Genomic DNA, 11,891 nt, shown 5'->3' with positions numbered 1-11,891 from the left:
AGAGTTTGATACACCGTCCGGCCTTGGAACTGCTTTTGGGCGGGGACTATATCAGACAGAAGCGTAATGTGGTGTTGGTAGGCGGACCGGGTACGGGCAAAACGCATATTGCCACAGCACTGGGTATCGAAGCGGCGACACAAGGATTTAGGGTACGTTTTTGGAATGTACTGGACTTGGTCAACAAATTGGAAGCAGACAAAGACGAAGGCCGTCTGAAACTAACCGAACAGCAATGTCGGTACGATTTGTTGATTCTTGATGAGTTGGGGTATCTGCCGTTTAGTCAGAAAGGCGGGGCGCTGCTGTTTCATCTGATGAGCCAACTGCATGAAAGGACGAGTGTTGTCATGACGACCAATTTGGCTTTTAGTGAATGGGTGAAGCTGTTTATGGATGAAAAGATGACGGGTGCTTTACTGGACCGCCTGACTTATTGCTGCGATATTTTTGAGACGGGCAATGATTCTTACCGGATGAAACACCGCTCATAGGGTGGCTCAATTTTAGACCACAACTGTGGCTCAGTTTTGGAATGGAATTGACATCAGCCGTTGTGCTTTGAGCACGCGATCAATTTCCGAAGCAATTTGGAGATATGAACGGTAATTCTTCATTGTATTTAAAAAATAATAAATTTAATGAATTATATCATTTTTTTGATAAAAATACATAAGATAAAAAGGCTGTCTGAATAAAATCAGACAGCCCCCTATTTATTAACTCCATAAATATGGAGGATTTCGGTATTCGGATTGGCTTTTCAGAGCCATCCCTTCCCGAAATATCCTCAAATCAACAATTTATTTTGCGGCAAGCTTGGTTTTTTTTACCCTGCCTTTCCAAAAGTTTGACTGCTTTTTTGTCGAAAGAACAAAATATTTCACCTCCCAGCCAGTTACCTTCATAAGCAATCACACCGTCTGCAAAATCGCCGCTGGCTTCCAGTATGGACAATCCGGCTTCGACTGCAGGCCGGTTCATGGCCACCTTTTCCGTATTGAGCAAATCACGTACAGTTTGGGCTGCTTCCTCCCTACTCAGCTTGGCACCACGCTGTAATATCCAAACCAATTCGCATAAACTCGGCAAGGAAACCGCCACCAAATCTGCGGAACGCAAGAGTTCAGAGGCAACAGCAGCCTGCTTCGGATCATCCTGCAAAACTGCACGCAGCAGAATGTTGGTATCGGCGGTAATCTTCATTCCTGCCCCGCCCAGCCGGAGGCAGCTATTTCATTGATCTCCTCCAAAGTGAGAGGCTTTTCGGCTTTGCCGGCATGACGCCCGATAAAGTTCTCTATCGAGCCTTCCGCTTGGGCAGCGCGCATTCTGATTTCGCCGTTAGGCAGCTTGTCGAACTCCACCTTCTGTCCCGGGGCAAGCCCTAGGTGTTGCAACAAATCACGCTTCAGCGTTACCTGTCCCTTGGCAGTAATAGATAAAGTCCCCATTTCTTATCTCCTATTTTATAGATGACCATAGATAATACAATTTAAATGTAATGCGTTTTTTCATTACCGTCAAATTTTTCTGGAGCGTACGAATATATCGAACTGGTTTTTATCGCCCGATTTGTGATTGTCTCTATGTTTACGCCTTACCTTGCTCACAGTGGACTCACTGCAATTCAACGCTGATGCAATTCCGGCAATACTGACACCCTGCATGGTCAACTGAATGATGTGCTTATAACGAAGCACTAGAACGTGCGGCCATTGACGATGATGGAAACGTAACAATCAAAAACAGATAAGGGAAACAAAAGGAAAACGTCTATGGAAACACTTATAGCCTTAGCAATATTTATCGGGCTATGTATAGCAGTACTAAAAGCAAGCTCAAGCAAATGTAAGGTCGCGCGCGTTTTGTCACTACTTTGCATTTTTTTTGTCATGCCGCCCCAAAGTCTGTTAGATGACAAAAATAATGCAAAAGGAAATTTTAAACCCCGACTTTAATCGGGGTTTATTGCATTTAAAATTTGTAAACTAAGTTGTCCTCATACGAGGCATCCTTACTTAACTTGGCCTGCACGGTTAGGCGCGTGGCTTGGTCAAATGCCTGCCAATTATCCAGCCGCATTGATACGATTGTGTTGATGTAGTCGATAAACTCGGAGCGAGTCGAACTAAAAAACAGATACGGCGGGCGGGTTAGGCTTACCAGCTTTAGATAGTCCACCAAGCCGAAGCGGTTGGCTTGCGCATAGGCGGCCTGAGTGGTGGATAAATACGGCGGGTCGAGCACAAGTAACGCCTGAGGATTGTCTGAAAATTGCGGGATTAGGTCTATATAGGACTGCCGCATTATCTCCAAGCCGTCTAAGTAGTCGTCGGCCACAGGGTAATCAGACAACGGTAATTTGTAATACCACTCGGCCTTATATAGCTGCTGCCAGCTTGCGGCTTGTCGGCCGCTGAACAGGAACCAAGACGAAACGACCACATGGCATTTGAAACCGTCGAACCGCTCTATATCTTGGATAATGATTTGCTTAAGATCATCGGGTATGCGTTGGTTTTTGCCGAAGCCATCAAGATGTTGTGCGATCAGGTGGCGCAGGCGGTTAATGTCGGGGATGGCTTTTACGCGGGCGGCGTAGTGGTCGTAATCGTTATATATGACACGCGCGGCGGGCTTGACGCGCTTGGCTACATGAGCCAGTAAACCACTGCCTCCGAATACATCGACAATCGTCCAACCTTGGCCGTTGCCGGGTATATTATCCAGCACGTTGAGATAGTGCTTAATGAAATTGCGCTTTTGCCCTGCAAATGGAAGCGGTGCCTTTGAGTAGTATTTTTGCATCATAATTTACTTGCTCTCAGGCACTCTTTTGGTGCTCTTAAAATAGTCAATAAAAAATGATGCTCTCAGGCATTCTAAAATGATTACTTACTGAATGTATTGATTGTTTTACAGCGGTTACACTTAATTTGTACGCTGCCGCTGCCTTTGGACAACAGCTTTAAACAGCGGGCGCAGCGTAATTCGCGATAATTAACCATGTCGCATTCACTCCGTTTAAGGTACAATCCCCGCCGCCTAGCTAGGCAAGGCGGCCCTAGAAGTCAATGCAGGCCATATCTGCTTGGCTGGCGGGCAATTGTTCCAGCACCTGCCCGTCGCCGCCCCTCATTAAAATCTCTAAATTGCAATCCTCCTTATTTCACATATGCCCTAAACCACACACCTCGAAGGTCGAGCGCATAGTTAGTGGCAACGTCAAAACCTGTTTCCGTTACGTTTTGGATATAGTGAACCCTTGCGGCAGCAGACACAATATCAAGCGTTATTTGCACATCGGGTCGCTCTTTAAATGCCTTTGGCCAAGGGCAAGTAACAAACCGAGAATTAACCAAAGGCTTGCCGCCGTTAAATTGCTCCAATTGCTGGCGGGTGTAATACCCTTCCTGAAATTCTTGGTAAGGCGGCACAGCACTGTTTTGCTTCAACCTATTGAACTCATCGGCGATGCGGTCGCACAGACGCTCTATTTGTTGCTTAAGTGTCATTGCAGTGCCTGCTCAAAACGGGCGACGAAATCGGTATCGGTATCGCCTAAATTCAAAGTGGTTTCCACGGCGGCTTTCTGCTCGGGCGACAACACTTGAGATTCGTCGATACGCAAGCGTTTACCGATTTGCTCGGCCATTGCTGCGGCACCGCTTTTGTCTTCTTTGATGTAATTGCCCACTTCTTTCAGGGTGTCGTAGGCTTCTTCTGCACCGTCTAAGATTTCGGTTTTAACTTCCTGTTTTACATCATTTTTAGCGGCATCAATCAGCTGTTGCGTTTTTTGACTGGAGTAAACGGTAGATTCAGATGCAGGCGCGTTGTCGTTAATGGCTGCATTTCCGCCTGAAGCAGCGTTGTCGATGCGGGTTTTAAGCTCATTGAGCGCGCCCACCAAGCTTTCTTTATGCTCGGTCTGCAATGACGATTTATGGCCGATGTCGCCCTTAATGCCCTTAAGCACTTCACCGGCTTTATCGATAAACTGATTGATACGTTCGATTAATTTCATGTTTTTTATCACTTATGACATGGCTAAAATCAGACGGGCAACAAAATCGGGAGCCTCTTCCTCAGACGGCCTGAAACTTTGCAGCCACGCGGTAAAGTCATCAAAGGTTTTGCCCTGATTTTCGGGCTGGGCGAGCCAAACCTTATATAGGTCGTCGTCAAAACGCCGTTCGGCATGGGCAATGTTGCCGCGGTAAACGCGAAAATTAACCAGCATGGCTCGTCCCTTTGATGATTTCGACGGCAATATCTCCGCTCATCTGCACAAGGCCGTCTGAAAGTCGGGTAAAAGCAACGTCGGCAATATAAGCACCTTCTTTCAGCTTGGCCGACTGCTCGGCAGGCAAGGTCAGCAACACGCGGTTTTGATCGGGAAACACATCCGCGGCAAAGGCTGCCGCCGCGTCATTGCCGAATTTCGGGCGGATGCGGGCAAGGGTATTCACGCCGTAAAGGGCGGAAATGCCGTAGTCGTCCAAAATATCGAACAGCAGCGTGATTTCCACGGTTTCGCCGCGCTTGAATATTAAAGGCTTGTTCATGGGGAAAGTTTACGTTTTCAGACGGCCTTATCAGGGTGCAGGCCGTTCACTACACGGGGATATCGGTAATTTGCAAATCGGGAGCCTGCCCGATAATCTTATTGGTACGCTTGTCGTAAAACACGCTTTGGCCGTTCGCCGCCTGACCACTCAAAACGATGTTGCCACCACCGTGTGCGCGGGCGGCAAAGCTGCCGCCGCCCAAATCCCCCGTGATTTTGGCAATACCACGCTGCTCGCGGTTAAAAATGGCATTAAATTGCTCAAAAAGGTTCATTTTTAAAATCGCCTTAATCGTCCAAGTAGCGGTTGATAACCACCGTTTGCAATACGCGCGGGGCCTCGTTTTCAATATCGACGGTCAGCGTTACACCCGTTACCACGCCTTGCCACGCCCCCGCAGGCTCCTGTATCTGCCAAATCTGCCCCAATTGCGCCAACGGCAAGGCATATTTGTCGGATACGGGCAGGGTAACGGTTTCGGTTTTGTGCGTGCCGGTATCGCTCAATGCCGCCACACCCGCCGCCTGAAGCACGGGCATGTCGGTATAAAGCGGCCCCGTAACGGCGGCGGCTCGCGGCTCGCGGTTGCCCGTTTTGCGGTAAACGTCCGCGCCTTTGCCTTTGGCATGGTCGGCATACACAAATACACCGCCTGCCAGCGGTTTAACGCTGCGGCTGCCGCTGATACTCAAAATAACGGATGCCGGCACGGAAACATCGGGCGACGCGGCAGATACTTCCCATGCAGGCTTTTTCCAGCGGGGTTTAATGTTGATTTCGGGATTACCGGGATGGCTCTCGACAAACGCCCCTGCCGCCTGCGCCAATTCCTGTAAAACTGCCATCGGCGTTTTATCGGTTGATGCGTAGATGCCGGCAGGAATCAGCCAATCGGCCGCCCGCCAGTCGGTTAATCTGATACCCGTGTTTTTAAGTTGGGTATCGGCAATTTGCCGCGCATAAATAGGCGCATCAAACACACCGCCTGCCTGCACGGCGTAGCTCTCGCCCAAACGGGCGGTAACGCTGCGGCCTGATACCGTGTAGCTTTTTTGCCCAAACGCACGGTTGTCTCGGTATTCCTCAGCCAATATGACAAAAAGCCCGCCATTAATATTGACGGTAATCACCGCTTCACGACCTTTTGCCCGCTCATCCATACCCAGCCGGGCAAAATCATCGGGCGGTACAGTTACCGTACCCTGCCAACAATAACCGCCCATATCGGCGGTAAACGATGCCGATAACAGCGTGAGCGGGGTATCGTCAAACGATGCGGATACGGTATTGACTATCATATAAGCCTTTAATACGGGGGTTTTAAGTTCGGGATGGCAGGTAAACGGTATCGGAATACTGCCGGAGCTATGCCCGATAACGCGGCGGCGGAAACGCAGCGGCATCTTATCGGGCGGCGGGCGCAAGCCGCATACATAAGTATTGTCGGGCGGTTGCGGCGGCACAGGCTCGGCGGGAATTTCGTACCACTCGCACGGCACGGGCAAGGCGGGCAGGCTTACCGATTTTCGGCAGGCCGCCGTTGGCGCACGGGCGGAAACGTAAGCATCCAATGCAAACACCTTGCTTGCAGACGGCCTAAACTCATGCAGCCCGCATTTGCGCAATTCGGCGGCCACGCCTGACGGTTGACGGCCACACCTTGCCAAAGACGCACCGCCCGACATATTTGCGCGGGTTTCGCGCCTCAAATCCGCCATACCGCTGATATTGGCTGCAGCTTCGCCGCCATACAGCACGGCAGGGGTATATACGCTTCTTTGTTTGCGCTTCAGGGCTGCCATACCCTGCACGGCAGCCTGCATACAGGCGGCCACATCTACCGCATCCATATACACACCGGCACAATCCAACGCTACGGGCAAGCCGTCTGAAAAACCGCCTTGCATGGCCGCACGCATAGCAACGGGCGGCAGCACGAATCCGAACGATGCCGACACCATCGGCCGCACAGGGTCGCGCCAAGGGTTATAACCGTAGTCACGGTCTTTATCAGGGGCAACCGAGCCGCCGTCTTGCACGTCGCCCAACCGCCGTTTGAGCGGTAAAGGTAATGCCGCAACGTTACGGTCGGCAGCAATCGGCAAGCCGAACGGCAACGGCAAGGCATCGGGGGAAGTGGCGCGGGTATCGCTCATGGTGTGTTATTCAGGCGGCCTAGCCGCTTTCGGGCACGGCGGGGCGCACAAAATCATAGGCAACCGGTTCGTATTGCCTTTTATGGTCAAGGGCTAATACCAAATAGTCGCGGTCGGGGTTAATGCGGTCGAGCAGATAAGTGCCGTCGGGTCGGCTCCACACCCCGCGCACTAACGCAAACGTTTCGCGCTCGAATAAGAGGATGCGCTGCTCGGCGGGCTGGCCGCCCACGGTCAAAATACCGTCGCCGCGCCCGGCAATAAAACCGCCGCCGTGGCTTCTGCCGTAGTGGCTGATCGTGCGGGTTTTGACTGCGCCTAACAGTCGTGCGGCATGGCAGGCGCGGCGGTACAGGCATTTGCGGGTTTTAAGCGCACCTTTTAAAGGCTCTTGATGGCGCGGGCGTCGGTAAAACGCTGTGCGGGATTTAAAAATCACAATTTAAATTTCCCATGCCGTGGTATTCAGAACAAAACAGTCGCGGCCTTCGTTATAATCGTTTGTATTGAATTTAACGAAACGGTCGCCGCTGTCGTCCAGATTATCGAAAAATTCCAACTCCCGAACGCTCGGCAAATACTCGCGGACGGCCATAATTCCGCCAAACAAACCCCGAATGGAAAAGAATTGGCTTCTGTCAAGATAAAATCTTTCCAACAAAAAGATTTCCCATGCGGAAAAGCCGCCGCTAATCGGGTCCGGGTAACTGACACCCCTCAGTTTTTGGGCAACCGTACTGCCGCAGCACGCTATATTGCTGTTTAATTGGTCGTATGAAGAAGCCAATGATAAATAATCAACATCGACGTTATAGGTTTGGTCAGGCGAATTCAAAACATAACCCAACCCGGCGTTACTGCTATCGATATACTGATAATTCTTACTGGAAGATTTCAAAAGTACGCAATTTTTGCCATCGGAAGGGGCGAGACTATTGAAATCGCCGAAATAAAGAATCTGACAATATCTGCTATCCTGATTAGAATCGCTCACATTGCCTGCATTGACCAATAAGCAGAATGTGCGACCGTGGCCTACAAGTAGCCATCGGGCTCCGGTTGCCCGAGTTGATAACAAGGGAAAATAACCGCCGCCGCCAAATTTCTTAGTCCCCGTTTCTTTTGCCGTCATCTCATGGAAACCGCGCACTTCCGCTGCGCGGTCGTATTGGTTGTTAACACTCAGCCAGCAACGGCTCGCCTTATTATGCTTGCTGCGGAAGGCAATATAACTGCTGTCTTCAAAGGCTGCTTCCCAGTCCAACGCCTGCTTGTCGCCGTAGCCTGTAACCAAGCAGGCTTTTAAAATGGTCTTCAGGCTGCCTGCGGCGGCGGTTAGCTGCGGCGCGCCCTCATCGGTCGATTGGAATAAAGTAACCGGCACACGTTCGGTTTTAAACATGGTTTAACCTGCCTTTTAAAATCGGTTTCAGATGACCGATTTTCGCGTGCGCGTGAGGATTTGGGTTGGCGATTGCTTTCATCACAGTAAAGGCCGTCTGAAATTTTCAGACGGCCTCATTTAGAAAGCCCCCTGCCTTGTGAACCCGCCACCGGCGACGGCAAAGCAGGGGGAGTTGTTAAAGCGCATTATATACCTTACTCATCGATAACGGTATTACCACGCAGGCAGGCGGAAAATCCGTCGCGCTCGGTCTGCTTAACCGTAGTCGGCTGCACCGCCCGCAGAATCCAAACAGGCGTCGGCGTACCGTAGGTATTAAAGCGCACACAGTTGCCACCCGCCCAGCCCCCGCCGAATGCCAAGCGGTTGAGCGTGAAATAAGGCTTGCCCGTCGCGGGATTGAGCGGGGCCAAATCGCTCAAAGTGTCGCCCTTGGCTATCAAGCCCAGCCGCTCGCCGTACAGCTCGTATTGGGCGTCGCCGGTAAAGCGCAGCAGCCAACGCTCGGTAATCGCGCCGTTGCTGGTGAGCTTAATCGGGTAGTTTTTGACATCCAACCGCGACAAAACGGGATTGCCGCGGATTTCATCCGCCCAAACGTTATCCCAAGCCTGCTGCGAAAACGGTTCGGTTGCACGCACCAACAAATCGCCGCCGATTAAGGCGCTGGATACATAGGTCGATTCTTTCGGGTAATCGCGCCCCACGGGAAACTGCAATTTCAGACGACCTGAAATATCCACGCCCATCACGCGGTTTTCTTCTTCCCACGCCTGTACCGCCGTGAGCGGGTAGGTGTAGTCCGACAAATCCAACGGCTCGGCAAACGTGATTGTGCCTGCCGCCAAATCATAGCTGTACTTATCGGCCAACACATGCTTGCCTTTGGCATCCACCAAACAAATGCGGTCGCTGTTTTGGCGGTTGAGCTGCACGGTTTGATTACCCGTAAACGTGCTGCCCAAATCCTGCTTGATGCGGTTGCCGATCACAATCATATCGCCTTTACGGTACACCGGCACGCGGCCGTCTGAAGGCAGGCGCACGGAATCGATGCCGATAATACTGGAATCCAGCGGAATATTGTCTTGGGTCACACAGTTGAAGCGCAGGAAGTCTGCATAAAACAATGCCCCGCCTTCGATGCTGAAAAAACCTGTCTCATAGTGGATTTTACCCTTAAGCTCACCTTCAATCTCACCCAAGGCATTTGACCGCCCCGTCAATGTGCGCACTTGGCCGTCTGCACCTGTTTCCGTGGCATACACGGTAAAACTTTCGGGCTTGACCGGCGCAGCGGGGGTGCGTCCGACAAAATTGCCGATTTTAGTATTCGGCTCGCCTACAATTCCCGCAACTATTTTAACGGTGGCAAGGTTAATCGAAATATCCGACATCACAATCTCGCCGGTGCGCGTATTGATACTGCCGATAACATCGCCCGTGCCGGTTTTGTAGTCCCAGTTTTTATATAATTGGCCTCCGCGCTCAATGATTTTGGTTTCGCCCGCCGTAAAAGCCCATGTATCCGTAACCACACGGCTGCCCGCATAACCGCCGCGTAACACGTTAAAACTCATCGTCGGCACGGTTTCGGTGCGCTCCATCGCCCGCACTGCTTCAGACGGCATCACGGTAGCCGAAACATAGGCAAAGTTGACGGTAAAACTATCCAACTCATACTCTTGGCCGCGGATATTGATTTTTTTAGCGCCGGAACCTATTTCGGCCAACGCATCTTGATAACCAAACGCACGAATTTTAAAGGCAGATGCAGGCAGCACAATAGAGCCGTCGGCATAATTGATACTGGTTCCCGCCAGCACTTTTCCGTTCATCATCAGGCTGCCTTGGCCGTTATCGCTTATTTCGGCCGTGAACGATTGGTTATCGTATTGATGGTCTGTTTTGTCATATTCGTAACGCCCGAACAAGCCGCCCTCGCCGATTTTGATACGGGTGCGCTGCGTGCCGGCAACAGATACCAACATCCGCACAAACATGTTCAGCGATCCCGGTGCAGTTTTGCCAACTGAGATGCGCAACGTATCCTGCATGCTGTCGCGTACCTCGGTTTTAACCGGCAAATCGGTGTACTCCTGCCAGTTGATACGCACGGTGGACGCATTAATACCCGACGATACCCACACACGGCCGGCATCGTAAAACACATCGCCTTCGGCATGACCAGTCAGCTTTCCACCGCTGTTATCCGTAGCGGTTTTTTCTTCTCCGTCATTCCACGTCATACTCAAGGTACCGGGCTTGATTCGGCCCGCTGCCTGTTTCGGATATACCGCCCAACCTTCCACGCTTTTGGCAACGGAGTCCGTGCCCGCTTTCTCGGCTTTAAATGTTTTGTAATCAGATTCCGGCGACCATGCAAAAACAAGGTTGGTACCGACATCGGGCAGGGTCGGCAACGACACCACCGCCGACCCGGTCGGCTCTACCGTGCCGCAGGGGTTGTTTTCGCCATCACGCAAAATACCGTCGCCCATATCGCGCAGGGTGTACCACACTCCCAAGCTCATAAACGATACGGTCAGGCTGCCCCGCAACGGCGCAGGTTGCAACAGCGGTGCCCATTGCGTGCCTTGGTTGGTATCTTTGATTTCGATATAGGTCGAGTTTCGGGCGGCAGTCTGCACCGCACCCGGTACGGCGGTTACGGTTAAAGCAAAACTCGCCGGCATATCCGCAATCAGGCCGCGTTTGTAGTCGATGTTGACAATATTACCGCCTTTTTTCAGACGGCCTTGCGCATCGTCTTGCCACCCCTGTATTTTGACCGTACCCGGAATAACGGGATGCTCAAGCCAAATATTGCCGGATACCGCGCCCTCCGACTTAAACATGACACGCTCCGCCCCCGCAGGAACCCACGCTTCGGCGGCCACAGGATACTGGTCGGCATAAGGGGTTTCCACTGTGGATGTCGGCACCAGCTTTTCATAAATGCTGTCCACCCGCAGCTCCAGCGAGCCTTTATTCAGGGCTTCGGCCAACGGGCGCACCCCGTAGTAGGTCGCCGAATCGGCAACCTGCGTTTCCAGAATGGCCGTGCCGTTGCCCGCGTAGCCTTCCACAGGGTAGGCGGTGCCGTTGTAGTCGTCGCTCAAAGGGTTGTAGATTTCCATTTTCAGCACGCGCCGCTGTATTTCTTTCACACCGCCGCCCGGCAGCGGAATTTCAAACGTGCGCACTTCGTGTTCCAAATCGGCAATCCGGAAATACTGATAGCGGATGATGTTTTTATTGCCCGATGTTTCGCGCATTTCCAAGCAGTATCGCTCGCCCACTTTCGGCAACGGAGCCTCGATACGCTGATAAGCCTGAATCATGCGGATGCCGGCCATGTGTCGGCCAAGCAGGGTCATGCGGCTTTCCACGGTCGGTACACTGTATGCTTCGATGCGCGGCATGATTTCGGCGCGGCTCTCGCCGTAATTACGCGCCTTAAATGCCAAAAACGACACGTTATCTGCTTTCGGCGGCTCGGAAATAATAAAGTGCGCGCCGTAAAGCGGCTCCGCATCCGCCCGCAACACACCCGAATACAGCAGGCGCGCATCAAAACTGCCCATTGTGCGGTCAACGTCGGATACCGGCGGAAAAATCTCGTTGTCCTCGCCCGTCAGTGGCGTTCCGACCATCAATCCGCCGCCGTCGGGCGTGTCGGTCAAGCGTTGGCTGGGGTAAATCTGCAAATCCTGCTGGGTTAATCGCGTGGTTTTTGTCATGTTTTAAAACCTG

General features: G+C 51.9%; 15 protein-coding genes. 1 reads left to right on the top strand and 14 read right to left on the bottom strand.

All coding sequences use genetic code 11. From position 1 onward, the window contains the following. Positions 1-494, top strand: a 494-nt coding sequence (gene istB, locus IR141_RS03270) for an IS21-like element helper ATPase IstB (RefSeq protein ID WP_135034237.1), incomplete at its 5' end; no start/stop codon positions are given. Between the two features lie 301 nt (positions 495-795). Here istB and IR141_RS03265 read toward each other — a convergent pair. The 14 genes from IR141_RS03265 to IR141_RS03200 all read right to left on the bottom strand — a co-directional run bounded on the left by IR141_RS03265 (position 796) and on the right by IR141_RS03200 (position 11,878). Beyond that, positions 796-1,206 (bottom strand): type II toxin-antitoxin system VapC family toxin, encoded by a 411-nt coding sequence (locus IR141_RS03265; RefSeq protein WP_135034236.1) that lies wholly within the window; start codon positions 1,204-1,206, stop codon positions 796-798. Next, positions 1,203-1,454, bottom strand: coding sequence for an AbrB/MazE/SpoVT family DNA-binding domain-containing protein (locus IR141_RS03260; RefSeq protein ID WP_135034235.1), 252 nt, complete (start codon positions 1,452-1,454; stop codon positions 1,203-1,205). The genes IR141_RS03265 and IR141_RS03260 overlap by 4 nt, the downstream gene beginning before the upstream one ends. A 69-nt stretch (positions 1,455-1,523) precedes the next feature. Then, positions 1,524-1,703 carry a helix-turn-helix domain-containing protein gene (locus IR141_RS03255; protein ID WP_256359851.1) on the bottom strand — a complete coding sequence of 60 codons (180 nt, stop codon included), beginning with the start codon at positions 1,701-1,703 and terminating at the stop codon, positions 1,524-1,526. A gap of 274 nt (positions 1,704-1,977) precedes the next feature. Then, on the bottom strand, positions 1,978-2,814 hold the full coding sequence (locus IR141_RS03250) for a hypothetical protein (protein ID WP_135034234.1): 837 nt from the start codon (positions 2,812-2,814) through the stop codon (positions 1,978-1,980). An 80-nt stretch (positions 2,815-2,894) separates the two neighbouring features. After that, positions 2,895-3,011, bottom strand: coding sequence for a Com family DNA-binding transcriptional regulator (locus IR141_RS03245; protein WP_135033409.1), 117 nt, complete (start codon positions 3,009-3,011; stop codon positions 2,895-2,897). Between the two features lie 156 nt (positions 3,012-3,167). Further along, positions 3,168-3,518: a hypothetical protein gene (locus IR141_RS03240; RefSeq protein ID WP_135034233.1), complete on the bottom strand. Its 351-nt coding sequence runs from the start codon at positions 3,516-3,518 to the stop codon at positions 3,168-3,170. Then, a complete protein-coding gene (locus IR141_RS03235; protein ID WP_135034232.1) occupies positions 3,515-4,030 on the bottom strand; it encodes a hypothetical protein in 516 nt (171 codons plus the stop codon). Before IR141_RS03235 ends, IR141_RS03240 begins: the two co-directional genes overlap by 4 nt. 12 nt (positions 4,031-4,042) lie before the next feature. Beyond that, on the bottom strand, positions 4,043-4,246 hold the full coding sequence (locus tag IR141_RS03230; protein WP_085364211.1) for a hypothetical protein: 204 nt from the start codon (positions 4,244-4,246) through the stop codon (positions 4,043-4,045). Continuing rightward, the gene (locus IR141_RS03225) at positions 4,236-4,571 is read right to left on the bottom strand and encodes a hypothetical protein (RefSeq protein ID WP_135034231.1); all 336 of its coding nucleotides are present in this window, start codon (positions 4,569-4,571) and stop codon (positions 4,236-4,238) included. The genes IR141_RS03230 and IR141_RS03225 overlap by 11 nt, the downstream gene beginning before the upstream one ends. A 49-nt stretch (positions 4,572-4,620) precedes the next feature. Continuing rightward, complete coding sequence (locus IR141_RS03220; RefSeq protein ID WP_135034230.1) at positions 4,621-4,848, bottom strand: hypothetical protein; 228 nt, start codon at positions 4,846-4,848, stop codon at positions 4,621-4,623. 13 nt (positions 4,849-4,861) lie between these two features. Beyond that, entirely contained in the window at positions 4,862-6,730 is a 1,869-nt protein-coding gene (locus IR141_RS03215; protein WP_228068147.1) for a hypothetical protein, read from the bottom strand. A gap of 19 nt (positions 6,731-6,749) precedes the next feature. Next, on the bottom strand, positions 6,750-7,169 hold the full coding sequence (locus IR141_RS03210; RefSeq protein WP_228068146.1) for a hypothetical protein: 420 nt from the start codon (positions 7,167-7,169) through the stop codon (positions 6,750-6,752). A 3-nt stretch (positions 7,170-7,172) separates the two neighbouring features. Beyond that, positions 7,173-8,132, bottom strand: a complete 960-nt coding sequence (locus IR141_RS03205; RefSeq protein ID WP_135034229.1) for a hypothetical protein — start codon at positions 8,130-8,132, stop codon at positions 7,173-7,175. A 197-nt stretch (positions 8,133-8,329) separates the two neighbouring features. Then, positions 8,330-11,878, bottom strand: a complete 3,549-nt coding sequence (locus IR141_RS03200; protein WP_135034228.1) for a hypothetical protein — start codon at positions 11,876-11,878, stop codon at positions 8,330-8,332. Between the last annotated feature and the right edge of the window lie 13 nt (positions 11,879-11,891).

The organism is Neisseria sp. 19428wB4_WF04 (assembly GCF_015235335.1).
GTDB lineage: Bacteria > Pseudomonadota > Gammaproteobacteria > Burkholderiales > Neisseriaceae > Neisseria > Neisseria musculi.
Note: the sequence above shows the minus strand (reverse complement) of the source record. Positions and strands in the feature narration are given on the sequence as shown.

Coding starts and splice junctions, on each gene's coding strand:
- IR141_RS03265 (WP_135034236.1), bottom strand. CDS start 1,206: ATGAAGATTACCGCCGATACCAACATTCTGCTGCGTGCAGTTTTGCAG.
- IR141_RS03260 (WP_135034235.1), bottom strand. CDS start 1,454: ATGGGGACTTTATCTATTACTGCCAAGGGACAGGTAACGCTGAAGCGT.
- IR141_RS03250 (WP_135034234.1), bottom strand. CDS start 2,814: ATGATGCAAAAATACTACTCAAAGGCACCGCTTCCATTTGCAGGGCAA.
- IR141_RS03245 (WP_135033409.1), bottom strand. CDS start 3,011: ATGGTTAATTATCGCGAATTACGCTGCGCCCGCTGTTTAAAGCTGTTG.
- IR141_RS03240 (WP_135034233.1), bottom strand. CDS start 3,518: ATGACACTTAAGCAACAAATAGAGCGTCTGTGCGACCGCATCGCCGAT.
- IR141_RS03235 (WP_135034232.1), bottom strand. CDS start 4,030: ATGAAATTAATCGAACGTATCAATCAGTTTATCGATAAAGCCGGTGAA.
- IR141_RS03230 (WP_085364211.1), bottom strand. CDS start 4,246: ATGCTGGTTAATTTTCGCGTTTACCGCGGCAACATTGCCCATGCCGAA.
- IR141_RS03225 (WP_135034231.1), bottom strand. CDS start 4,571: ATGAACAAGCCTTTAATATTCAAGCGCGGCGAAACCGTGGAAATCACG.
- IR141_RS03220 (WP_135034230.1), bottom strand. CDS start 4,848: ATGAACCTTTTTGAGCAATTTAATGCCATTTTTAACCGCGAGCAGCGT.
- IR141_RS03215 (WP_228068147.1), bottom strand. CDS start 6,730: ATGAGCGATACCCGCGCCACTTCCCCCGATGCCTTGCCGTTGCCGTTC.
- IR141_RS03205 (WP_135034229.1), bottom strand. CDS start 8,132: ATGTTTAAAACCGAACGTGTGCCGGTTACTTTATTCCAATCGACCGAT.
- IR141_RS03200 (WP_135034228.1), bottom strand. CDS start 11,878: ATGACAAAAACCACGCGATTAACCCAGCAGGATTTGCAGATTTACCCC.